Annotated in this window: 21 protein-coding genes and 1 tRNA gene; 17 read left to right on the top strand and 5 right to left on the bottom strand. The window is 68.2% G+C overall.

All coding sequences use genetic code 11. The annotated features are described in order from the left end of the window. Positions 1-3: 3 nt before the first annotated feature. Positions 4-1686: an AMP-binding protein gene (locus NR798_RS19620; protein ID WP_375773013.1), complete on the bottom strand. Its 1683-nt coding sequence runs from the start codon at positions 1684-1686 to the stop codon at positions 4-6. A gap of 208 nt (positions 1687-1894) precedes the next feature. Between NR798_RS19620 and NR798_RS19615 the strand changes: the two genes are divergently transcribed. From NR798_RS19615 to NR798_RS19545, 15 genes are all read left to right on the top strand, one after another. After that, positions 1895-2752, top strand: a complete 858-nt coding sequence (locus NR798_RS19615) for a transketolase (RefSeq protein WP_375773012.1) — start codon at positions 1895-1897, stop codon at positions 2750-2752. Then, positions 2749-3753 carry a transketolase family protein gene (locus NR798_RS19610; protein ID WP_375773011.1) on the top strand — a complete coding sequence of 335 codons (1005 nt, stop codon included), beginning with the start codon at positions 2749-2751 and terminating at the stop codon, positions 3751-3753. The genes NR798_RS19615 and NR798_RS19610 overlap by 4 nt, the downstream gene beginning before the upstream one ends. 32 nt (positions 3754-3785) lie before the next feature. Continuing rightward, complete coding sequence (gene lysW / locus NR798_RS19605) at positions 3786-3989, top strand: lysine biosynthesis protein LysW (protein WP_375773010.1); 204 nt, start codon at positions 3786-3788, stop codon at positions 3987-3989. Positions 3990-4065: 76 nt separating this feature from the next. Beyond that, a complete protein-coding gene (locus NR798_RS19600) occupies positions 4066-4908 on the top strand; it encodes a RimK family alpha-L-glutamate ligase (protein ID WP_375773009.1) in 843 nt (280 codons plus the stop codon). After that, a complete protein-coding gene (gene argC, locus NR798_RS19595; protein WP_375773008.1) occupies positions 4905-5942 on the top strand; it encodes an N-acetyl-gamma-glutamyl-phosphate reductase in 1038 nt (345 codons plus the stop codon). The genes NR798_RS19600 and argC overlap by 4 nt, the downstream gene beginning before the upstream one ends. Positions 5943-5960: 18 nt before the next feature. After that, positions 5961-6821: a family 3 encapsulin nanocompartment shell protein gene (locus NR798_RS19590; protein WP_375773007.1), complete on the top strand. Its 861-nt coding sequence runs from the start codon at positions 5961-5963 to the stop codon at positions 6819-6821. Between the two features lie 20 nt (positions 6822-6841). Then, the gene (locus tag NR798_RS19585) at positions 6842-7834 is read left to right on the top strand and encodes a sulfotransferase (RefSeq protein ID WP_375773006.1); all 993 of its coding nucleotides are present in this window, start codon (positions 6842-6844) and stop codon (positions 7832-7834) included. Beyond that, complete coding sequence (locus NR798_RS19580; RefSeq protein WP_375773005.1) at positions 7812-8585, top strand: SDR family oxidoreductase; 774 nt, start codon at positions 7812-7814, stop codon at positions 8583-8585. The genes NR798_RS19585 and NR798_RS19580 overlap by 23 nt, the downstream gene beginning before the upstream one ends. After that, complete coding sequence (locus NR798_RS19575; protein WP_375773004.1) at positions 8582-9424, top strand: [LysW]-aminoadipate kinase; 843 nt, start codon at positions 8582-8584, stop codon at positions 9422-9424. The genes NR798_RS19580 and NR798_RS19575 overlap by 4 nt, the downstream gene beginning before the upstream one ends. Then, on the top strand, positions 9411-10478 hold the full coding sequence (locus tag NR798_RS19570; protein WP_375773003.1) for a M20/M25/M40 family metallo-hydrolase: 1068 nt from the start codon (positions 9411-9413) through the stop codon (positions 10476-10478). The genes NR798_RS19575 and NR798_RS19570 overlap by 14 nt, the downstream gene beginning before the upstream one ends. 126 nt (positions 10479-10604) lie before the next feature. Beyond that, positions 10605-12119: a Crp/Fnr family transcriptional regulator gene (locus tag NR798_RS19565; RefSeq protein WP_375773002.1), complete on the top strand. Its 1515-nt coding sequence runs from the start codon at positions 10605-10607 to the stop codon at positions 12117-12119. Positions 12120-12361: 242 nt separating this feature from the next. Next, positions 12362-12435: transfer RNA gene (locus tag NR798_RS19560), tRNA-Ile, on the top strand. 95 nt (positions 12436-12530) lie between these two features. Next, entirely contained in the window at positions 12531-14399 is a 1869-nt protein-coding gene (locus NR798_RS19555; protein WP_375773001.1) for a PAS domain-containing protein, read from the top strand. Positions 14400-14510: 111 nt separating this feature from the next. Further along, entirely contained in the window at positions 14511-14750 is a 240-nt protein-coding gene (locus NR798_RS19550; protein ID WP_375773000.1) for a ribbon-helix-helix domain-containing protein, read from the top strand. Next, entirely contained in the window at positions 14747-14905 is a 159-nt protein-coding gene (locus NR798_RS19545; RefSeq protein WP_375772999.1) for a hypothetical protein, read from the top strand. Before NR798_RS19550 ends, NR798_RS19545 begins: the two co-directional genes overlap by 4 nt. An 87-nt stretch (positions 14906-14992) precedes the next feature. Here the strand turns inward: NR798_RS19545 and NR798_RS19540 are convergent, their stop codons facing one another. The 4 genes from NR798_RS19540 to NR798_RS19525 all read right to left on the bottom strand — a co-directional run bounded on the left by NR798_RS19540 (position 14993) and on the right by NR798_RS19525 (position 17917). Next, entirely contained in the window at positions 14993-16033 is a 1041-nt protein-coding gene (locus NR798_RS19540) for a lysylphosphatidylglycerol synthase transmembrane domain-containing protein (RefSeq protein ID WP_375772998.1), read from the bottom strand. A 16-nt stretch (positions 16034-16049) separates the two neighbouring features. After that, a complete protein-coding gene (locus tag NR798_RS19535; protein WP_375772997.1) occupies positions 16050-16787 on the bottom strand; it encodes a tyrosine-protein phosphatase in 738 nt (245 codons plus the stop codon). Continuing rightward, positions 16784-16969: a DNA gyrase inhibitor YacG gene (locus NR798_RS19530; RefSeq protein WP_375772996.1), complete on the bottom strand. Its 186-nt coding sequence runs from the start codon at positions 16967-16969 to the stop codon at positions 16784-16786. Before NR798_RS19530 ends, NR798_RS19535 begins: the two co-directional genes overlap by 4 nt. A gap of 87 nt (positions 16970-17056) precedes the next feature. Then, the gene (locus NR798_RS19525; protein WP_375772995.1) at positions 17057-17917 is read right to left on the bottom strand and encodes a hypothetical protein; all 861 of its coding nucleotides are present in this window, start codon (positions 17915-17917) and stop codon (positions 17057-17059) included. An 88-nt stretch (positions 17918-18005) separates the two neighbouring features. Here NR798_RS19525 and NR798_RS19520 point away from each other — a divergent pair, with 88 nt between their 5' ends. Further along, positions 18006-18992: an NAD(P)H-quinone oxidoreductase gene (locus NR798_RS19520; RefSeq protein ID WP_375772994.1), complete on the top strand. Its 987-nt coding sequence runs from the start codon at positions 18006-18008 to the stop codon at positions 18990-18992. Positions 18993-19087: 95 nt separating this feature from the next. Then, positions 19088-21943 (top strand): NACHT domain-containing protein, encoded by a 2856-nt coding sequence (locus tag NR798_RS19515; protein ID WP_375772993.1) that lies wholly within the window; start codon positions 19088-19090, stop codon positions 21941-21943. Positions 21944-22005 lie beyond the last annotated feature (62 nt).

Genomic DNA, 22005 nt, shown 5'->3' with positions numbered 1-22005 from the left:
GACTCAGGTGGGGCTGCCGGGCTGCTCCTTCAAACGCTCCCTCAGGAGGAACTTCCGGATCTTCCCGGAGGGCGTCTTCGGCATCTCGGAGATGATCTCCAAGCGGTCCGGCCAGTACGAGACGGACATGCCGGCCTTGCGCAGATGGTCGCGCAGCTCGTTGAGGGTGGGCGCCTCGTCGCGAGGCACCACGACGGCGCACACCCGTTCGCCACCGATGCGATCATCCGCGTGGGCCACGATGGCGACCTCGCGCACCTTGGGATGCGCATACAGAGCGGACTCGACCTCGACGACGGGAATCTTCAGGCCGTGCCGGAAGATGATGTCCTTGAGCCGGCCGGCGATGCGGATGCCTCCGCGTCCGTCGTCGCGCGCCAGGTCGCCCGTATCGAACCAGCCCTCCGCATCCAGACATGCGTTGTAGATGTCCTCGCGCTTGAAATACCCGAGGCACTGGCTCGCACCGCGGACGAGCAGCCGTCCCGCGCCCTCCGGGAACGGCGTCCCGTCCTCGGCGAGCGCCGGAGCGATCTTCACTTCCATCCAGGGAACGGGCGCACCATCGCTGTTCGCCGGCCAGTCGGGTGGGTCCTCGTTCCGGGTGAGGGTGACGGCGCCGTTCTCGGTCATGCCCCAGAGGGTGTGCAGCCGGACGCCAAACACCTCACGCACCTCGGCGATGAGGTGGGGAGGCACGGGCGTGGAGCCCGTGGCCAGACACCTGAGCGTGCTGACCTTCCGGGGCCGGCGCTTCTGGGACGCGAGCATGTTCAGGTAGTACGTCGGAATCCCATACATGAATGAGATTCCATGCTCCTCGATGAGCTTCAGGTGGAAGTCGGGATCCGCCACGTCCAGGTAGACCGCCGTCGCCCCGAGGAGCACGGGCATCTGGAAGAGGTAGGTGAAGCCACTCGAGGCGGTGAGGAGGCTCGGCAGGGAGACGACATCGTCCGCGCCCAGCCCCATCGTCTCGTTGAGTGCGCGGGTGATGGCGTAGTTGGTGTTGTACGAGTGCACCACGCCCTTGGGCTCGCCCGTCGTGCCGGACGTGTAGAGCACGTTGAACACGTCATCCGCGCGTGCCGTCAGCTCGTCCAGCGTGCTGGCGGGGTAGCGCTCCTCCCACCGGTGGGCGGCGAAGTGGGCGTCGAAATCGAGCTCGCCGTCCGCCAGGCCGCTCCCCGCCCCGAGGAAGATCCGGTGGCGCAGCGCCGGGAGCGCCGGAGCCATCTCCCGGAGCATGTCCCGGTGGGAGAAGCCGGTCCAGCTCGCGGGGCCGATGTAGACGGGCGCCTCCGTCCTGTTGAGGATGAACTCCACCTCGCGCCGCCGGTAGTCGGGAGGAATGGGCGCCAGCACCGCGCCGATCCGCGCGCAGGCCAGGGCGATGGCCGTGAACTGCCACCAGTTCGGCAGTTGCACGGCGACGATCTGCTCGCGCCCGACGCCCAGCTCGCGCAGGGCCCCGGCGAACCGGTCCATGTAGCCGCCCAGCTCCGCGTAGCTGATCCGCGTGACGTCCCTGGAGAAGTACCGGGCCGCGATGATCGCCGTCTTGTCGGGGTGGTTCTTGATCGCCCGGCGAAGGTCATCGACAACGGTCTCGTCGCGCCACCAGCCTTTCTGACGATAGGCCGGGCCATGGACTCGCGCGGCTGTGTTGCCGAACCTCTCCGCCATTTCGATCTCTCCCCTGTCGTTGGTTTTCTTATTTGATTAGACCTTTCAAGCCCTAACACTTTCTTCATGGCTGGCCAATGTCGGATTTTTTTTTTACATCCACCGCCAAGTTCACACATTGACGAGGGCTCGCTCAATTTCCTATACGGTGAGGCCGCGAGAAACATCGAAGTCAGGAATTGCCCCCCCCACAGCCATGACTCGCTCGATGACCGCAGCAACGACAGACGCTCGTCTCGAGCGCCCCTCCGATGACGTCCTGGGTCCGCTCGAGGCCCACGCGAGGCATATCCGGCGGCTCATCGTCCGGCTGGCTGCCACCCCGGCGGGCTGCCATCTCGGCGGCTCCCTCTCCCTGGTGGAGATCCTCGTGGTGCTGCTCGGGCACGTCATGAAAGTCAATCCCAGCGCCCCCCGCTGGGAGGGGCGGGATCACCTCATCCTGTCGAAGGGACACGCCGCGGCGGGGCTGTATGCCGCCCTGTCTGAGTTTGGCTTCTTCGACTCCGAGGAGCTCGTCCAGCGCTACAACACCGAGGGCAGCAGCTTCACGGGACATGTGAATGCAAGGGTTCCCGGGGTGGACTTCTCGACCGGGAGCCTCGGACATGGGCTGGGCCTGGGCACCGGGCTCGCGCTCGGCTACCGGCTCAAGGGCCTGCCCAACCGTGTCTATGTCATCTGTGGTGATGGCGAGATGGGCGAGGGCTCCAACTGGGAGGCCCTCCAGGTTGCCTCCCATCAACGTCTGTCCAACCTGACGGTCATCATCGACCGGAACGGGGGCCAGAACGACGGCCCGACGGAGTCCATCCTCTCGCAGGCGGCCCTCGCGGACCGGCTGCTCATGTTCGGGTTCGAGGCCCTCGAGGTGGACGGGCACGATCTCCAGGCGCTCCGCCAGGCGTTGGAGGCTCCCTCCACCGGGACGGCGCCGCGCGCCATCATCGCGAAGACCCAGAAGGGCGCGGGCGTGCCCATGTTCAAGGGCAAGGGCCCGCACTACGCCGTCTTCTCTCCCGAGCAGCTCCGGCGCGCGCTCGTGTCCATGGGAGAGACCCCGTGAGCGAGACCCAGACGGGCGGCGCGGACCTCGCGAGCGCCCCGGAGGCCTGGCTGCGGGAGAATCCCAAGCTCTCCAACCGGCAGATCTTCCGGCATGCCCTCGCGCGCTTCGCCGAGCAGGACGCCCGGCTCGTGCTGCTCGAGGCGGACCTCGGCGGTGGAGGAGATCCGTTCGAGGCCCGGCACAAGGGCCGCTACTTCAACCTGGGCATCTGCGAGGCGACGATGCTCGACATGGCGTGCGGCATGGCGCACGTGGGGCACGTCGTCTTCGCGCACACCTTCGCGCCCTTCGGGGCGATGCGGGCCTGCGAGCAGGTGCGCCTCGGGATGGCGTACCCGCGAGCCAACGTGAAGCTCGTCTGCGATTACGGCGGCGTCTCGGGCGCCTTCTTCGGGCCCACCCACCATGCCATCGAGGATCTCGCCATCCTCCGGGCCATGCCGGGGATGACGGTGTTCTCCCCCGCGGACGGGCTGGAGACGATCCTCGCCACGCGCGAGATGATCCACCACGACGGCCCGGTGTACATGCGGCTCGGCCGCAACCGGGTGAGCCGGCTGGAGGCGCCACGCGAGGGCTTCGCGCTCGGCCGGGCGCTCTGCCTGCGCGAGGGCACCGGCGTGGGGCTGATCGCCCACGGGGAGATCGGGGTCTCCGTCGCGCTGGAGGCGGCCCGGCTCCTGGAGGGCCAGGGCGTCTCGGCGCGCGTGGTGAACCTGCACACGCTCAAGCCGCTGGACGAGGCGGCCATCCTCGAGACGGCGGAGCGGACGCGGCTGCTCGTCACGGTGGAGGAGCACAACATCCTCGGCGGGTTGGGAGGCGCGGTGTGCGAGACGGTCTGCGCGCACGGGCCCGCCCGGCAGGTGCTCCGCATCGGCATCCAGGATCGCTACGACCCGCTCGCGGGCTCCCACGAGTCGCTGCTCCTCGGGCACGGGCTCGAGGGCGCGGCCGTGGCCGAGCGCATCCTCGGCACGTTGTCGCGTCCCCAATAGCTACCGCTGGAACCTGTCTCAAGGAGGAACGGATGCAGCTGCAAAAGCAGATGGATGCCAAGGATGTCGCGGGAATCAACGGATGCCCCACGTGTGCCTTCGAGATCACCGGGGACGGCTACATGGAGGGCGAGGTCGTCACCTGCCAGGGCTGCTCCGCCGAGCTCGAGGTGATCGGCGTGAAGCCCCTCCGCTTCGCCGAGGCGCCCGAGGTCGAGGAGGACTGGGGCGAGTAGACCCCGGCGGCACGAGCGGTTCATCGGGATCACCTCATCGAGCATTGCGTTGGCGGATGGAGCCGCTCGTACCCCCATGAAGAAGATCGATCTGGTCTACACACGGCTGCGCACGGAAGAACGGATGATCCTCGAGGCGCTCCGCAAGCGGGACTGCACCGTGGAGCTCCACCAGGACGCGGACCTGGTCCTTCCACTGGACGCGGAGCGCTGGGCCGGAGGGAACGTCGTCCTGATGCGGAGCATGTCGCTCACCCGCTCCCGCTACCTGGCGGCCATCCTCGAGGTGAAGGGCGCACGCGTGGTGAACAGCTCCAAGGCCATCACCACGTGCGGGGACAAGATCCTCACGACGCTCGCGCTGGCCGCCCAGGGTGTTCCCATGCCGTGGTCGTTCGCGGGCTTCGAGGAGGAGGCCTGCGTCGCGGAGATCGAGCGCAAGGGCTACCCCGTGGTGACGAAGCCGGCGGTGGGCTCGTGGGGGCGCATGGTCGCGCGCATCGACGGGCGCAGCGCGGCCGAGGGCCTCATGCAGATGCGCTTCGAGACGGGCAGCGCGCAGGACCACGTGGCGCTCGTCCAGCAGTACATCGACAAGCCGGGCTACGATCTGCGCGTCTATGTGATGGGCCGGGCGGTGGGAGGCATCCGCCGGCGCTCGGAGCACTGGGTGACGAACACCGCGCGCGGAGCGGTGCCCGAGCGGTACGAGGTCCCCGAGTCGCACGCGAAGCTCGCCGAGCGCGCGGCGGCGGCCGTCGGGACGGACATCGCGGCCGTGGACCTGCTGGAGACGCGCGACGGGGAGATCCTCGTGAACGAGGTCAACCACTGCGTCGAGTTCGCGCGGAGCATCGAGCTCACCCAGCTTCCGCTGCCGGAGTTGATCGCCGACTACGCCGCCGGGGTGCACCCATGACGCGCGTGGCCGTCCTCGGAGCCTCCGGCTACACGGGCGGCGAGGTGCTGCGGCTGCTGCTCGCCCACCCGGGCGTGGAAGTGGTCCAGGCCACGTCGGATCAGTTCGCCGGCAAGCGCCTCGACTTTCCCCACCCCAACCTCCGGGGCATGAGCGCGCTGCGCTTCGTCCCCCACGACGCGCTGGAGCCGTGCGAGCTGCTCGTGAGCTGCATGCCCCAGGGAGGCTTGCTGCAGCGCTGGGCCCGGGTGCGCGAGCTCGCGGGCCGCATCATCGACCTCAGCGCGGACTTCCGGTTGGATCCGGCGGACCACGAGCGCTGGTACAAGAAGCACCCGAGGCCCGCGGACGTGCCGCGGTTCGTCTACGCCCTCCCGGAGTGGACCGCGCAGCAACTCCCCGAGGCGCGCTACGTCGCGGTGCCCGGGTGCATGGCGCACGCCTCGCTCCTGGGCATCCTCCCGCTGGTGCGCGCGGGCCTGGTGAAGCCGGAGCTCGTCGTGGACGCGAAGACAGGCTCCTCCGGCGGTGGTGCCACGCCGGACCGCGCGTCCCACCACCCCGAGCGCGCCTCGGCCCTGCGCTGCTACCGGGCGGTGGGGCACCGGCACACGGGGGAGATCGAGAACATCGTCGAGCGGCTCACCCAGACGCGCCCGAGCGTGCACTTCAGCGCCACGGCCGTGCCGAGCGTGCGCGGCATCCTCGCGACGGTGCACGCCTTCGCCTCCAGGCCCATCGACGAGAACGAGCCCCTCCGGGCCCTCGCCACCGCCTACCGCGAGAAGCCCTTCGTGCGGCTCATCCGGCCCAACACGAGCGCCTCGCCCTTCCCCGAGCCCGGCCCGCTCCAGGGGACCAACTACTGCGACCTCGCCGTGGACGTGGACACGGAGCGGGGCCGGATCGTCGTGAACGTGGCGATCGACAACCTGGTGAAGGGCGCGGCGGGAACGGCCGTCCACGCCATGAACCTGATGCTCGGGCGACCCGAAACCGAAGGCCTCGGCTTCCGCGGCCTGCATCCCATCTGAACCACAGGGGAGAAACACATGAGCACGAATGGAACCGCGGGGACCGAGCTGTCCCCCGGGCGGGCTTTTGCCGCGGCGGTTGTCTCTCAGGGCACGAAGGCGTCCGTGGAGTTCTCCACGACGATCACCGACTCCTTCCCGGGCTTCAAGCGCCGTCCCCGCATCGCGGTGCGCGGCCTCTTCAAGGTCGTCAAGACGGAGCAGCCCCAGGTCAAGTACTGGTACGAGACGCGTCCCCAGTCCGCCATCACCGAGCAGGTGATCGACGCGCAGCTGAGGCAGGAAGCCACCTTCGAGTTCCACTCGGACAAGGCCGAGCTCAAGCCCACCACGGCGTGGGTGCAGGTGAATCCCGCCCTGCTGGATGATCCCGAGGCGCTCGCGACGTTCATCGACTACCGGCTCCTGGTGCGCCTGTGCACGGCGGAGAACCAGGCCCTCGCCCGCGGCCCCGGCGGCGAGCGCGTGCGCGGTCTGCTGGAGACCCCGGGCGTCACCCGGCTGGCGGCGCGCGAGACGCCCATCGCCTCGCTCCTGGCGGCGTGTGATCGCGTGGAGCAGGTGGGCGGCTCGGCCGACGGCATCCTCATGAACCCGGCGGACTACTACCGCTACTTCGTCGGGCAGAACGGCCTGCTGCGGGACCTGGCGGACATGGGCGTGCGCATCGCCCGCGCGCGCATGGTCAACCCGGGCACCATCATCGTCGGCGACTACACCGCCGCCGCGACCATCTTCGACAGCGGCCGCTCCGTCATCCGCTTCGCCGAGCCCCCCAAGGGAATCTTCCCCCGCGAGGGGCTGGCCGTGTGCGGGGAGATCTACGAGGCCCTCGTGGTCCACCTGCCCACGCACTTCTACGTCGCATCGCTGGTCTGACGGCAGCTCAGGGGGCGCGCGTGTCTCGAGACAATCTCAAGGTTCTCTACATCACCGGCTGGTGCCGCAACGGCAGCACGATCATCGGCAACGTGCTCAACGAGGTGAAGGGCTTCTTCCACACCGGCGAGCTGAGCTTCCTCTGGAAGAACGCCTACGGAAACGGCTCCAACACCTTCTGCGGCTGCGGGGAAGCACTGACCCGCTGCGGCATCTGGTCGAAGGTGCTCGAGGAGGAGACTCCCCCGGGCCAGACCCCCGCGTCCCACGCGCGTGAAGTCGTGAAGCGCCAGACGAAGGCCGTCCGGACACGGCACACGTGGAACATCCTCCGGCAGGGCACCCGCTCGGAGGACGTCCGCCAGTACGCTGCCACGCTCAGCCGGGCCTACCACGCCATCGCGAAGGCGACCGGCAGCCACGTCATCGTGGACAGCGGCAAGCTCCCGTCCGAGGCGGCGCTCCTTCCGCACGTGGAAGGAGTGACGCCCTACTACCTCTATCTGGTGAGGGATCCGCGCGCCGCCGCGCACTCGTGGACGAAGACGAAGCAGTACGTCGTCCCCATGTCCACCTTCCGCAGCACCGCCTACTGGGTCGGGTTCAACCTCGCCTCCGAGGCCGTCATCCAGCGCGCTCCCGAGCGCTCGTTCTTCCTGCGCTACGAGGACTTCATCGCCGATCCCGCCAACGTGGTGGCCGGGCTGCTCAGGCTCGTGGGCGAAGAGGGCGCGGCCAATCCCGTGCAGGGGCGCACGGTGAACCTGGGGAAGAACCACACCGTCACCGGCAATCCGGATCGCTTCCGCAGCGGGCCCACGCTCCTGCGTCCGGAGGACGACGCGTGGCGCAAGGAGCTCCCCTCTCGGGCGAGGGCCCTCACCCAGGCGCTGTCGTGGCCGCTGATGGCCCGCTACGGCTACTTCCAACCCCCGCGCACCCAGGCCGTGGGCCCGGTGGCCGCGAACCAAGACACCCGGGAGGACGTCCGTGGAACTGGGACTGGCAGGTAGGGTCGCGCTCATCGCGGGAGGCTCGAGCGGACTCGGGCTGGCCGTCGCCGAGGAGCTGGCCAAGGAGGGCGCCCATGTCGCCATCGGCGCGAGAGACCCGGAGAAGCTCGCCCGGGCCGAGCGGCGGTTGAAGGAGATCGCCCGTGGCCGCGTGCTCGCGACGGCGGTGGATCTGAAGAACTCCGAAGCCGTCCGTCACTGGGTGGAGGAAGTCGCCGGCACCCTGGGGGCCCTCCACATCGCGGTGACGAACAGCGGCGGGCCGCCGCCTGGCCCGGCGACGAAGTTCGGAGTCGAGGCCTACCGGGACGCCGTGGACGCGGTGCTCCTGCCCCCCATCAGCCTGGCCCTGGCCGCCCTCCCCTACATGAAAGCGGCCGGGTGGGGGCGGCTGCTCTTCATCACCTCCGAGACAGTGGTGCGGCCCGTGGCCCGGTTCGCCCTCTCGGGCTTCTCCCGGCTCGGCATCGTCGGCTTCGCCTCGGCGCTCGTGCAGGAGCTGGGGGACTGCGGCGTCACCGTCAACGTGCTGGCCCCCGGCTACACCCGCACGCCCCCGGTAGAGCGCACCGCCGGAACCGAGGGCGATGTGGACGCAGGACTGCGCGCCATGGCGGCACACATTCCCATGCGCCGCGTGGGGCTCCCCGAGGAGTTCGCCGCCGCCGCCACCTTCCTCGCCAGCGAGCGCGCCTCGTTCATCACGGGCACGGTGCAGCTCGTCGATGGTGGCGCGAGTGTGATCGGATGAGCGGCCCCATCGTCGTGAAGATCGGCGGCGCCCCGGGAGTCGATCTCGAGAACGTCTGCGATGACGTCGCGGAGCTCGTCCGCCAGGGCGAGCGCGTCATCGTGGTGAATGGGGGCTCGGACGCCGGAGAGCGCCTGCTGAAGCTCTACTCGATCGAGCGCCCCGAGGTGACCACGCCCACCGGCAACGTCGTGCGCCTCACCAACGCGGCCACCCTGCGCATCCTGATGATGGCCTGGGTGGGCGAGGTGAACAAACGCATCGTCCTGGCGCTCGGGGAGCGCGGCATCTCCGGGCTCGGGCTGTGCGGCGCCGACGGACGGGTGCTCATCGCCCGGCGCCGGCCTCCGCTGAAGATCAACGACAACGGGCGCGTCCGGATCGACCGCGAGCACCTGGCCGGGGAGATCACCTCGGTGAACACGGGCCTGCTGGAGGTGCTGCTGGAGCGGGGCCACGTGCCCGTCCTCTGCCCTCCCGCGGTCACGGAGGATGGCGTCCTCGTGAATGCCGACGCGGACCAGGTCGCCGCGTCCATCGCCACCGCGCTCCGCGCCCGGGCCTTCGTGATGCTGTCGAACGTGCCGGGACTGCTGGAGAACCCGAACGAGCCGCTGACGCTCGTGCGGCGGAGTGACGACGTGGAGGGCTGCATGCAGCTGGCGGCCGGACGCATGCGCTACAAGCTGGACGCCGCACGCAAGGCGCTCCAGGGCGGTGTCCCCTCGGTGTACGTGAGCTCCTCTCGCGTGCCCCGGCCGGTGTTCGTCGCCCTCACCGAGGAGTCCGGCACGAAGTTCACCCTCCCCCGGAAGGACACGGCCAATGCGGGCACGTGAGAAGACGATCGAGTTCCTCAAGTGGATGGTGGAGCAGTACAGCCCCAGCCACCACGAGCAGGCCTTCTCCCGCGCCCTCGCCGGGCAACTGGAGCGCCGCGGCTGGCGCGCGCACACCGACGAGGTGGGCAACACCATCGCCAGCATGGGCGAGGGCGGCACGTGCATCGCGCTGCTCGGCCACATCGACACGGTGCCCGGTGAGGTGCCGGTGCGCATCGAGGACGGGCGCCTCTTCGGGCGCGGCACGGTGGATGCCAAGGGAGCCATTGGCGCCTTCATCGAGGCGGTCGAGCTGCTCGACGAGAGCGAGCGCGCGGGGAAGAAGTTCCTGCTGCTCGGGTGTGTCGAGGAGGAGGTAGCGATTACCCGCGGCGCGTTCCACGTCCGCGAGCGCTACCGCCCGGACTTCGTCATCAACGGAGAGCCGAGCGGAGCGCATGCCGTCACCATCGGGTACAAGGGGCTCGTCCGGGCCGAGCTCGAGTACCGCGCGAGCCGGCGCCACACGGCGAGCCGGGACTACCGCGCCGCCGCCGAGCACGTCGTCGAGGCCTGGAACCAGCTGCGCGCGGACTGCGACGCGTGGAACCGGGAGCGGCCCCTCTTCGAGCAGAACCTCCCCTCGTTGACCTCGTTCCAGACGGGCGCGACAGACACCGAGGAGTGGGCGCGGGCCAGCGTGAACGTGCGCACCGGGCCGGCCAGCGATGGCGAGCGGCTGCTGGCGCTCCTGGGCGCCGTTCCCGGCGTCACCGTGAAGGCCCTCTCCCACAAGGGGGCGGTGAGCACGGATGGGAACGACGAGCTGTCGCGGTCCTTCAAGCGCGCCATCCGCGAGCGGGGGGCGCGTCCGACGCTCCGGCTGAAGACGGGAACCTCGGACTGGAACACCGTGGCGGCGGCGTGGCAGGTGCCCACCCTCGCCTACGGGCCCGGCGACTCCGCCCTGGACCACACGCCCCACGAGCACATCGGCCTCGACGAGTACGAGGAGGGCGTCGCGGTGCTGGCCCGCGTGCTGGCCCTGCTGCCCGCGAAGACGCCCGGCTGAGGGGTGTGACGGCGCTCACAGGCCGGCTGTCGGCGCCGTCACAGCCGCCTCGCGGCCCAGGGAGCAGAGTGCTTCGTGTCAGGGCGAGCAACCCCCCACGACCCGACGCCCTGGGCCGAGGCAGCCATGTTCCACATCACGAACACCGAAGTCATCCGCCCCCACGCCCTGTCCGCCGAGGCGCGGCGCCAGCTCGTCGATACCCTCTACGCCGTCCACCGGCGGATCTTCGATGGCGTGGGCCGCGAGTCCTTCGCCCGCTACGTGGTCGAGTCCCACGCCGAGCACACGTGGATCCTCGTCCACAAGAACGAGGCGGGAGAGGCCGTCGGCTACTTCGCCCTGCACATCTTCGAGAAGCAGCTAGGCGGAGAGCCCCTGGCGGTGTTCCGCGCGGAGGCGGGCCTGCTGCGGGAGTACCGGGGCGGCAACGTCAACGCGCGCTTCTGGTTCGAGCGGGTGGTGCGCTATGTGCTGAAGCACCCGGGCCGGCGCGTGTTCTACCTGGGCTCGCTGGTGCACCCGTCCAGCTACTGGCTGTTCGCCCGGTACTGTGGCGAGGTGTGGCCCCGGCGCGATCAGGAGACCCCCCCGGAGCTCCTGGGCTTCATGGACACGCTCGCCACGGAGTTCGGCCTGGAGAAGGTGCATCCGGCCCAGCCGCTGGTGCGGCGGGTGGGCTGGCGCACGCGCGAGACGGAGGTGGAGCGCGACTATTGGGCCCACTGTGACAAGCCCGAGGTGCGCTTCTTCCTCGAGGCCAACCCGGGCTATGGCGACGGGCACGGGCTGGTGACGGTGGTGCCCATCACCCTGAAGAACCTGCTGACCATGGCGCGAGCCCTGCTGGAGCGGCGGCTGCGCCAGCCCCTGGAGAGGCTCGCCGCCCTGGCGCAGCGCACGCGGCTCGGAGCCCGCCTGGGCGCCTCCCAGGTGGTTCAGCAGTTGCGCCGGGTGCCATTCCTCGCCCACCTCGACGAGGCCACCCTGCGCGGCCTGGCCGGGCGGGCGGAGCGCCTCGTGCTGCCCGCGGGACGGTACGTCTTCCAGGCGGGGAGCACGTGCGACGAGCTGTACCTGCTGGAGCGCGGCGCCGTCTACGTGACGACCGGGAGCGCCCAGGGGGAGAAGCTCGTGGACGAGCTCGGCAGCGGTGCCGTGTTCGGAGAGTACGCCCTGCTCACGGGCGAGCGCCGCTCGGCCTCCATCCGCACGGCGACGGCCTCGACGCTGGTCCGCATTCCGCGCTCGGCGCTCCTGCAGCTGCTGGAGGGGGATGACCGTCTGCGCGAGGGAATGTGGAAGACGCTCGCCGAGCGGCGCTTCGATGACCTGGTGCGCGGGCTCGAGCGTTACGGGCATCTCGGGCGCAAGGAGCGGCTCTCCCTGCTCCAGCACGGCAAGCACCGCGAGCTGGCGCCGCGGGAGCTGCACGCGCTCGAGGCGGGCACCCGGCTGTTCGTGCTGTCGGGCACGGTGGAGCTCGAGCACGAGGGGCTGGTGATGACCCAGCGCGGCTCCACGCTCGTTGAGGCCCGGCGGCCGCTCCAGCTGAAGGCCCGGGAGACCACGCGGCTCGTCGTCCTGAAGGAGGCGGCACGGCAGGACGGGGAGCACTCGCTCCTGTACCTCGCGGCGTAGAACCTGAGTAGGGGATGGAATCCCCGTGAAACTCCCAGAAGCCTGCCTTATGAATACGGGCCGGAACACTCTGGGACTAGAGGCAGCGCGGGCTGGTGTTCCAGTCCCAGGTGGCACGGGCGGCCCGGCTTCGCGCCCGATCCAGGGCCGGGCTGGCCGCTCTCAGGGCAGCCGGGCTCGCATCGGCTCACCTATCCTCTTGCAGTGGGGCAGCAGTCCCGCTATGAGAGGCACCACTTTTTGGCCAGGTAGCTCACCTGGTTAGAGCGGCGGTCTCATAATCCGCAGGTAGTCGGTTCAAGTCCGACCCTGGCCAAGGCCCCGTCTCCGAGTTCGCTCGGAGACGGGGCTTCTTTTTTCTGCCCGCTGCCCGGTGAACTCTGGCCGGCGCGAGAGGTCCACCTCTCGCCCATGCCGTCCGACTCCGACTCCCGCGCCTCTCCGCCCGGCTCCGAGACGCAGCACCTCAACGAGGAGCGCCTCCGGCTGGCCGTCGAGGCCACCGGCCTCGGCACCTGGGACTTGGATCCCCTCACCGGCACCCTGCTCTGGGACGAGCGCTGCAAGGCCCTCTTCGGCGTCCCCCCGGAGGCCTCCCTCGACTACGACACCTTCCTCTCCCTCTTGCACCCCGAGGACCGCGAGCGCGTGCACCAGGCCGTGCAGCGCTCCCTGGAGCCCTCCGGCAGCGGCTCCTACCGGCTCGACTACCGGTGCGTGAACCCTCGGGACGGCAGGATCCGGTGGCTGTCCACCTCGGGCCGCGCCTTCTTCGATCCGGCGCGCAGCCGCGCGGTGCGCTTCCTCGGTACGGTGCTCGACATCACCGACCGGGTCCTCGCGCGCGAGGCCGCCGAGCGCGAGCGCGGTCGCGTCACCACCCTCCTGGAGAACATCTCCGAGGCCTTCGAGGCCTTCGATCGCGACTGGCGCTTCATCTACGTCAACCGCGAGGCCGAGCGGATCCTGGGAAGGCCTCGCGAGGAGCTGCTGGGCCGCGACCACTGGGAGCTCTACCCCGACACCCTGGGCACCGCCCTGGAGCACCACTTCCGCCGCGCGGCCTCCGAGCGCATCCCCTTCGCCTTCGAGAACCACTATGCCCCGTGGGACCGCTGGTTCGAGGTCCGCCTCTATCCCACCGAGGAAGGACTCGCCGTCCTCTTCCAGGACGTCACCGAGCGCAAGCGCCACGACGCCGAGCGCGAGCGGCTGCTGCGCGAGCAGACCCTCCTGCGCGAACAGGCCGAGAAGGCGCTGCGCGAGCGCCAGCGCGCGGTGGAGGTGCTCGAGCACGGCGAGGCGGTCATCGTCGTGGACAAGGACTTCCGCATCCTCCTGGTGAACGAGCACCAGGAGCGCCTCTCCCAGACGCGGCGCGAGGACACGCTCGGCCGGATCCTCTGGGAGGTGTTCCCCTCCATCGCCCATCCCGAGTCCAGCTACTGGCGCGAGTACCACCGGGTGATGCGGCAGAAGGTGCCGGTGCAGTTCGAGGAGTACTACCCGCCCCTGGAGCTCTGGGTGGGCATGAGCGTCTACCCCACCAGCGAGGGCGGGCTGGCCGTCTTCTTCCGGGACATCTCCGAGCGCAAGCGCGCCGAGCAGTTCCGCGAGCGGCTGATGGGCATCGTCAGCCATGATCTGCGCAGCCCCCTCCACAACATCTCCCTCAATACCGAGCTGCTGCTGCGCCGCGACGACGTGTCCGGCTCCGTGCTCACCGGCGTGCAGCGCATCGCCCGGAGCACCGAGCGCATGTCCCGGATGATCACCGACCTGCTCGACTTCACCCGCGCCCGGCTCGGCGGCGGCATCCCCGTGCAGCGCCGGCCCTGCAACCTGGTGGATCTGGTGCGCGCCACGCTCGAGGAGCTCGAGGTGCCGCACCCGGGCCGCGTCGTGCTCTCCCAGGAGCCGGGCCCGTACACCGGAGCGTGGGACCCCGACCGGCTCGCCCAGGCCCTCTCCAACCTCGTGGGCAACGCGCTCCAGCATGGGGCCCGCGACACGCCGGTAGAGGTGGCCCTGCGCCAGGAAGGCCCCACGCTCGTGCTCACGGTGCACAACCAGGGAGCGCCCATCCCCGAGGCGCTGCTGCCCCATGTTTTCGATCCCTTCCGCCGCGCTGGCGGCGGCTCGCGCGATGGACTGGGCCTGGGCCTCTACATCGTCCAGGAGATCCTCCGGGCCCACGGCGGCTCCATCTCCGTGGACTCCCGCGCGGACTCGGGCACCACCTTCACCGTGCGGCTGCCCCGCGGCGTCCCCTCGCCCTGACGTCAAGCATTCGTTCCCGCGAGGTGGTTTTTTTGACGGCCTCCCCGCCTGCCCTCCTAATGCGCCCACAGGCCGGTAGTGGCCTGTAGCAGCCCCGAGGAGGTAGTTCCGATGCAGGATGCCAGCTCCAGCCCGTTGAGCTCCGAGGTCACCCCGGCCTCCGCCGACTCGAACGGCCCCGATGCCGCCGAGTCCGTGGTCTCCACCCACGTGCTCGTCCCCATCGAGCAGGTCCACAAGCTGCGCGAGCTCGCACGCCGCACCCGCATCCACCAGAGCGAGTACCTGCGCGAGGCCGTCGAGGATCTGCTCGCCAAGTACGGCAAGGCCAGCTCCGAGGGCGAGCTGTGAGGACCGCCCTTCCCCTCCAGGCCCGCACTCCCGCCCTCTCCCGCGAGAAGGCGCCTCTTCCCGCGGACCCCCGGGGCTTCGGCACCCGCGGCTCCTCCGAGCGCCCGCCCTCCATCCGCGAGGCCATCATCCGCTGGCTCAACGAGGAACTGTGACCTCGGGCCGCGGCGGCGGTACGGGGGCAACCCGGGGCGCGTGACACCCTCACCCTGTCCCTCTCCCAGAGGGAGAGGGGTGGGCGCTCAGGCGGACGGCACGGAGGCCTGCTCCTGCTGCCCTTCCTTGTCCAGCTTGCCGGCCAGCTCCTTGAAGGACAGGTGGCCCAGCGACATCAGCACCACGCCGAAGCCCACCTGCTGCACCGTCTGGCACAGCCACAGCACGTTCGCGTACGCCATGCCGTCCCCGTTCACCACCGAGGCCGGCAGGAACAGCGACAGCCCCACGCTGATCGCCGCCTGGAACGTGCCCACCATCCCCGGCGCCGCCGGAATCATCACGCCCACCACCAGCACCGACATCACCACGTACGCCTGGAACAGCGTCAGGCTCGTCGGGCCGAAGGCCCTCGACAGCACCGCCATCCCCGCCCCGTTCAGCCCCCAGTACACCACCGTGTACAGGAAGAAGAGCACCATCTGGCGCCGATCCGGCAACTGCCGCATCGCCCCCACGAAGGTGTCCACGATGTCCGCCATCTTGTCCGCCACCTTCGGCACCACCCGGCCCACCGTGGAGCGCACCAGCCCCACCGCCGTCGCCTGGTGCTTCAGCGCGAAGAGCAGGAACAGCAACCCGCCGCCGAACACCGCGAACATCAGGTTCGCCCCCAACTTCACGTAGCGGACCGCGGGCACCTCCGCCGGCACGAAGAAGAGCAACACCCGCATCAGCATCGCGACCGCCATGCCATCCGTGATGCGCTCGAGCACCACCGACGTCATCGCCGCGCTCCGGCGGATGGAGCTGCGCTGGGCAATCAGCAACGGCCGCGCGAACTCGCCCAGCCGGAACGGCAGCACCAGCAGCATCATGAAGCCGATGCCCGAGGCCTCGTTCAGCTTGCGGAACGGCACCCGCTCCATCCCCGACAGCAGGCAGCCCCAGCGCAGCGTCCGCGACAGGTGCACCAGCATCAGGAGAACGAAGTACGGCAACACCCAGAGGTAGTTGGCCGACTTCAGGCTGGTCATCTGCGAGCTCCAGTCCGTGTGCCGGAAGGCCCACCAGGAGCAGACGAGGGTGACGAGCAGGCTGGCGATCAATTTGACGGCGCGATTCACGTCAGCCCGTATACCCTCACCCCACTCCGGACTCCAGGGGTTCACCCGCCAGCAAGCGGCCGGGCGAGGTGGCCATCAACCGGGTGTAGGCCCGATCCCCCACCCTGCTCCGCAGCTCTCCCAGCGCCTTCCCCACCCACTCCCGCGCCCCCACCGGGCCGTGTAGGTCCGTCGCCCCCACCGCGTACAGCCCCTCCTCCAGGAAGGTGCGCGCCAGCTTCCTCGCCGTCCCCCCGTACCGCCCCGTCAGCGCTCCCACGTCCAGCTGCAGCAGCGCCCCCGCCCGCACCGCCTCGGCCGCCCGGCCCGGACGCTCGAACTCCAGGCTGCGCTCCGGGTGCGCCAGCACCGGCGTCACCCCCTTGAGGCGGATGCGGAAGAGGATGTCCGTCAACGACGGCACCGGCGAGGTGTAGGGCAGCTCCACCAACGCGTACTTCCCCGTCCCCAGCAGCCGCGCCTCCGGCGTGCCCAGGCTCCGCAGGAAGGCCTCGTCCAGGAAGTTCTCCGCGTTCGTCCCCAGCGCCAGCTTCACCCCCGCCCGCTCCAGCGCCTCGCGCAGCTCCGCCAGCCGCTCCTCCACCATCCGCCGCGAATGCGAGGGGTACTCGGGACGCGCATGCGGGCTGGGCGCCACCGTGGTGAAGCCCAGGTCCACCAGCGCCCGCGCCATCTCCAGCGCGTCCTCCAGCGTGCGCGCCCCGTCATCCACCCCCGGCACCAGGTGGCAGTGCAGGTCGCACAGCCCGCTCACGCGTCGCCGCCGCGCTCGGGATGCTGGTCGGCCGGAAGCTCGTCCTCCTGCTCGTCCGCCTGCCGGTCTGGCACGCGGTACTCCTCTCCCAACCAGCGCCCCAGGTCCACCATCCGGCAGCGCTTGGAGCAAAACGGATACGCCGGGTTCTCGGCTCGCGGGGCGACCGGCTTCCGGCACACGGAACACTCTTTGAGAGTCGTCGGCACGCCGTACTCATAAACCTCGAGGCCCTCCCGGGCCAGCGTGTTCGCCGTCCCCCCGGCCGCCTAGGGCGCCCCCTCCAGGAAGGTGTCCAGGCCCTGGAGATCATCGGCTCCGAGGAAGTCCACCCCGTACTCGAGCGCCACCCGCCAGGCGTCCGGGTGGTTGGGTGCACCGAAGAAGCGGACCTTGCGCCCCTGGGCGTGTGCGTTCTCGATGATGCAGGCCAGCCGCGCCCGCTGTGCATCGTCGAGCTGTCCCGTGCCCGAGCCGTCCAGGTAATCGCCCCAGTTGAGCGCGTAGTAGCCCCAGGCGCTGTCCGCCGGTGGATCCTCCGGCGAGTAGTCGTTGCTGTCCCGCACCGCGCGCCGCTGGGGGTAGCGGCTCACGAAGTCCCGCTTGCCCTGCGCATCCCCCGTCAGCACCACCGTGACGGCCCCCGGGTGCACCTCGTTCCCGTCGATGCGGGTGAGCATGGGGTACTTCTCGAGCACCGCATGCAGGGCGTCCACCAGCTCCCGTCCACCCTGCTTGAGATCGAGCCACAGCGTGACGGGCACGCCATCCCCGTGCACCGAGCCCTGCTCGTCGACTCGTGCCTGGAGCGGCTCCAGGTAGAGCTGCTCCAGCGAGCGCTTGGACTCCCAGGGGAGATTGAGGTGGGAGACCGTGAGCTTCCCATCTGTCAGGTAGAGGTCCGCCTCGACGCTGTAGAAGCGGTGGCCGAGCGCATCCAGCAGCGGGCGCTCGTGCTCGTAGTCATTGTGGGCATGCGCGCGGACATGGTGGCCGGCCACCGGGTGGCGCTGCGCGGCGGCGGGCGTGGCCACCTGTCCCTCGCGGCAGGCCTCGGGCTGGGAGGCACAGCCAGCAGCCCCGAACAGGGCGAGGCCCAGGAGGACGGTGACGGGTTTGCGCGCGGACATGATGAACACCTCGGGGAGCTTGCGGGTGGGGGGCCGGGAGCATCCGTGCTTGACTGCCCCCGTTCAACGACCTCCCAGGTGCTCTCCCATGCAGGTGCTCCGCATCACCCGTCCCGGCGGCCCCGAGGTGCTCGACCTCGAGGAGCGCCCCGCCCCCACTCCCGGCCCCTCGGATCTCCTCGTGCGCGTGCGCGCCACCGCGCTCAACCGCGCCGATCTCCTCCAGCTGCGCGGCGGCTACCCCGCCCCGCCGGGCGTCCCCGCCGACGTCCCCGGCCTCGAGTACGCCGGCGAGGTGATCGCCACCGGTCCGCTCGCCCGCCGCTTCAAGCCCGGGGACCGCGTGATGGGCCTGGTGGGCGGGGGTGCCTTCGCCGAGCAGCTCATCACCCACGAGCGCGAGGCCCTCCCCCTGCCGGAGAACCTCGACTTCGCCTCCGCCGCCGCGCTCCCCGAGGCCTACCTCACCGCCTTCGACGCGCTCGTGCTCCAGGGCGGCCTGCGCATGGGCGAGTCCGTGCTCATCCATGCCGTCGCCAGTGGCGTGGGCTCCGCCGCCGCGCAGATCTGCCGCGCGCTGGGTGCCCGGAGCCTCGGGACGGGGCGCAACGCGGAGAAGCTCTCCCGCGCCGCCGCCTGGGGCGTGGAGAAGACGCTGCTGTGTGAGGCGCCCCCGCGCTTCGCCGAGGCCGTCCGAGAAGCCACCGGTGGGCGCGGGGCGGACCTGGCGTTGGATCTCGTCGGCGGGGACTACCTCCCGGAGACGCTCCGGGCCATGGCCCCCCAGGGACGCGTCCTGCTCGTGGGGCTCGTCGCCGGCCGGCAGGCGCCCGTGGACCTGGACGTCCTCCTCACCCGGCGGCTGCGTGTCACCGGCACCGTGCTCCGCAGCCGGCCCCCCGAGGAGAAGATGGCGCTCACCCAGGCCGCCGAGCGCAGCCTGCTGCCCCTGTTCCGCGCCGGGACGCTCACGCCCGTGGTCGACGCCGTCTACCCCATGCGTGAGGCCCGCGAGGCCCTCGCCCGCATGGCCCGCAACGAGACCGTGGGCAAGCTCGTCCTGCGCTGGGAGTGAGTCAGGGGCATGAACTATCGCCGACGGCATCATCGATACGTATAACGCCACCCGCAGCATGCTGAACCAGAACCACAAGGGCGCGAGTCGGATCAATGGAGTTGATAAAAAAGATTATTGATGTGATTTCATCGGGGGATTGGCTCCGCATCTGGCAATGGATCAGCAGCATCCGGAATTGGAATGGTGTGGAAGGCTGGATTGCGGGGATCATCGGCTCAGTCGCCGCGCTCTACTTCCTATTCATCCTGTTCAAGAAATTGCTCGATGCGTACATCGGGCTTACGGACACTTGGAAGAAAGCCGGGCTTCCAGTTCAGTTATCCGCGGCACAGCGCGATGCGCTCCGCCGACGCCAACAGTTCTGCCGGATGCTGCGGAGTGATCTCGATGCACTCAACAAGGCGGAGAACTGGAACGATCAGTCATTCACCGACCTGGAAGCAGAGGTGGAGGTCGATGGCAGCTTCTACGTCTCGCGAATCGACCGGCTTTTCGGACGAAAGTCCCGTGGCTTGCGGCGACTCCCGTCCCTGATTCGAGCAATTGAGAGCAGTTCCGAACAGTGGCTGTTGCTGGTGGGGGAACCTGGCAGTGGAAAAAGCGTGGCGCTGAGGCACCTCGCATACCAGCTCGCTGACAGCGGAGCCCGCTCCAGCGACCCAGGTGTTAAAATCCCACTCTATATCAACCTCAAGGAACTGCCCCCACAACCTCCTCAGGGGCCGAACGCGGACTGGATCCGCTCGTTCGTGCTCGACAACATCCGGCGCAACGACGCAGATACCGCAGCGTACGTTAAGGAGCATTGGGAGGCCTATCTTCGCAAAGGGACATGGTTTTTTCTATTCGACTCTTTTGACGAGATTCCAGCGGTGATGCATGCGCCTACCGGAAGCAACGCCATCAAAGAGTATGCTGAAGCGATCCGACGGTTCCTGGCTGGCATGAACGATTGTCGAGGCATCATCGCGTCCCGTGAATTCAAGGGACCAGACTCTCTCCCATGGCACAAATTGCGAATTCTCACCTTGAGTGGTGAGCGGCGGGAACGATTGGTCAACAACACGTTCCTGTCTCCCGAGCAGAAGGAGATCGTCCGACGGTACCTCGCGACCAATGACAGCCTGCTCCAAACACCGCTGTTCCTGACCCTGCTCTGCCGCTACGTCAAGGAGGAGAACCGCCCCCCTCCGCATGATCACGATCTGCTCATACGGCACATCGATCGGCTTGCAAGACGCGACCCGGATTACGTAAAAAAGACGCACAGATTCACGCCCGAAGAGATACTCGAAGGCGCCACGAAGCTGGCGGTCCTCTTCGCATCCAACCCATCCTTGAGTTTGTCGCCGACTCACGATCAAATCTCCAGCGCGCTTCTCTCTGGGAGATTTAGTGGAGAGCGACTGAACCAGTTGTTGGCTGCGCTCGTGGATGTCAAAATCGGACGTAGCGACGTACGGACCGCGAGCATCGGGGACCGACGTTTCTCCTTTGCACATCGCCGGTATCAGGAGGCTTTGTTCGTCCGACACCTTGCAACCCACCCCCATGAAATTTCTGCCCGCGCGCTTTTGATGGACCTTCAGTGGCGCGAGTACACTGTCGCATTGCTCCAAACGGAGTCATCCGAAGTCATTGCACCGCTTTTGGCGGAGGCCACCCGGCTCCTGGATGAACTCTCCGTAGGACAAAGCATTTCCACCCTACCGGGTTTTGGGGAGGGTCTAGGCTATTATCAATGGGGCAATGAAATCCACCTGCTTGAGCTCCTTCAGGAAGGGTTCGCGCGGCGCCCAGAAGACGTCCCCTCCACACTGACAGCCCAGGTGGGAAGGTTGCTGTCCTTACGTTGGGAAAAGGGCGACTTCGATGATCGCACCAGGGTGGTGCGCCTGGGTGGCCTCCTTCCTCAAGAGGATCTCGCCAAGTACTTGAAATTCGCCGTGGAGAAAGGAACCGATCCCCTTCAGGAACTAGCCTTCAGGCGCATGGAATTCCTGCAGGAACCACCGCCAGACTTGAAAAGCCGGTTCCGCTCCCGTCTGGCCGTCCAGACACTCTTCGCGAGCACGCGCACAGAATTGCTTAGGATCGAAGCATTGGCAGCACGACTGCCGACGTCCATCAACGCCAAATCCGTTTTTCAAAAGTTTCTTTTTGTCCGGCGAGCGCTGGCTCCAATCATGGCGATTGCTCGAGGATGGGCGAAACACATACCCCTGAAAGACCTAAAATTCATCACCACCAGTGACTCGTCAGAAAAATACCGCAACGTTATTTTATTCTCCCTACTTAATCTCTCGAATGCGGCCGGCATTGCATTGGCGATATCGGCCTTCCCGCTTGACCGGCAGTATTGGACCACTGCAGTTGGCTTGGTTCTTCCTGGACTTGTCATTTTCAGCCTCTCGATCGTCGTCCTTAAGCAAACATTTACCGATCCGGATTGGCCCCTAAGATTGCGTGTTTTCGTTTACACAATTTTCTCCCTTATCTGGGCCGTCATGATCAGCCCATACATTTGCATCTTTCGGGGATTGATTACAAGGAACTGGACGCTCATCTGGATTGGCGTGGGGATTTTCGCTCTGCTCCACGTTCTTTTATATCTGACAGACATTCCCGCTCTACTCGCACGACGCAGGCAGCGAACCAAACTGAACGCACTACGCTCCAACGAGATGCCTGCCATGCCGCTGCCACTCCAAGCCGAATCGCTTTCTGAACTCGACACATGGATGCGCGCCCAAAAAGACGTTCTCGTCCCAGATGTGGCGCACCGGCGTTCTCTTTCCCGCCTCATCCTCTACGGCCTTGAAGCTTCTAAGGACACGCCCGTTCAAGAGCCGCCACTTCTTGTCTATTGCATCAAGAATTGGCCAACTGATGATTCACGCAACGTATTCAGCCAGCTTCAAGAAGAAGCAGCTGAAGTGAATGCGTAGGTCCTCAGACTTCAGCGCGATGTAACCCATGCGCGAAGAGAAAGTCCGCTGCGCACATCTCA

Source organism: Archangium gephyra (assembly GCF_042230915.1).
GTDB classification, from domain to species: Bacteria; Myxococcota; Myxococcia; order Myxococcales; family Myxococcaceae; genus Archangium; species Archangium gephyra_B.
The sequence above is the reverse complement of the archived record's forward strand: the minus strand, read 5'-3'. Positions and strand labels throughout refer to the sequence as shown.

Bases quoted from the DNA above. Each gene is read 5' to 3' on its own strand.
- NR798_RS19620 (WP_375773013.1), bottom strand. From the start codon at position 1,686: ATGGCGGAGAGGTTCGGCAACACAGCCGCGCGAGTCCATGGCCCGGCC.
- NR798_RS19615 (WP_375773012.1), top strand. From the start codon at position 1,895: ATGACCGCAGCAACGACAGACGCTCGTCTCGAGCGCCCCTCCGATGAC.
- lysW (WP_375773010.1), top strand. From the start codon at position 3,786: ATGCAGCTGCAAAAGCAGATGGATGCCAAGGATGTCGCGGGAATCAAC.
- NR798_RS19600 (WP_375773009.1), top strand. From the start codon at position 4,066: ATGAAGAAGATCGATCTGGTCTACACACGGCTGCGCACGGAAGAACGG.
- argC (WP_375773008.1), top strand. From the start codon at position 4,905: ATGACGCGCGTGGCCGTCCTCGGAGCCTCCGGCTACACGGGCGGCGAG.
- NR798_RS19590 (WP_375773007.1), top strand. From the start codon at position 5,961: ATGAGCACGAATGGAACCGCGGGGACCGAGCTGTCCCCCGGGCGGGCT.
- NR798_RS19575 (WP_375773004.1), top strand. From the start codon at position 8,582: ATGAGCGGCCCCATCGTCGTGAAGATCGGCGGCGCCCCGGGAGTCGAT.
- NR798_RS19570 (WP_375773003.1), top strand. From the start codon at position 9,411: ATGCGGGCACGTGAGAAGACGATCGAGTTCCTCAAGTGGATGGTGGAG.
- NR798_RS19565 (WP_375773002.1), top strand. From the start codon at position 10,605: ATGTTCCACATCACGAACACCGAAGTCATCCGCCCCCACGCCCTGTCC.
- NR798_RS19555 (WP_375773001.1), top strand. From the start codon at position 12,531: ATGCCGTCCGACTCCGACTCCCGCGCCTCTCCGCCCGGCTCCGAGACG.
- NR798_RS19550 (WP_375773000.1), top strand. From the start codon at position 14,511: ATGCAGGATGCCAGCTCCAGCCCGTTGAGCTCCGAGGTCACCCCGGCC.
- NR798_RS19525 (WP_375772995.1), bottom strand. From the start codon at position 17,917: ATGTCCGCGCGCAAACCCGTCACCGTCCTCCTGGGCCTCGCCCTGTTC.
- NR798_RS19520 (WP_375772994.1), top strand. From the start codon at position 18,006: ATGCAGGTGCTCCGCATCACCCGTCCCGGCGGCCCCGAGGTGCTCGAC.
- NR798_RS19515 (WP_375772993.1), top strand. From the start codon at position 19,088: ATGGAGTTGATAAAAAAGATTATTGATGTGATTTCATCGGGGGATTGG.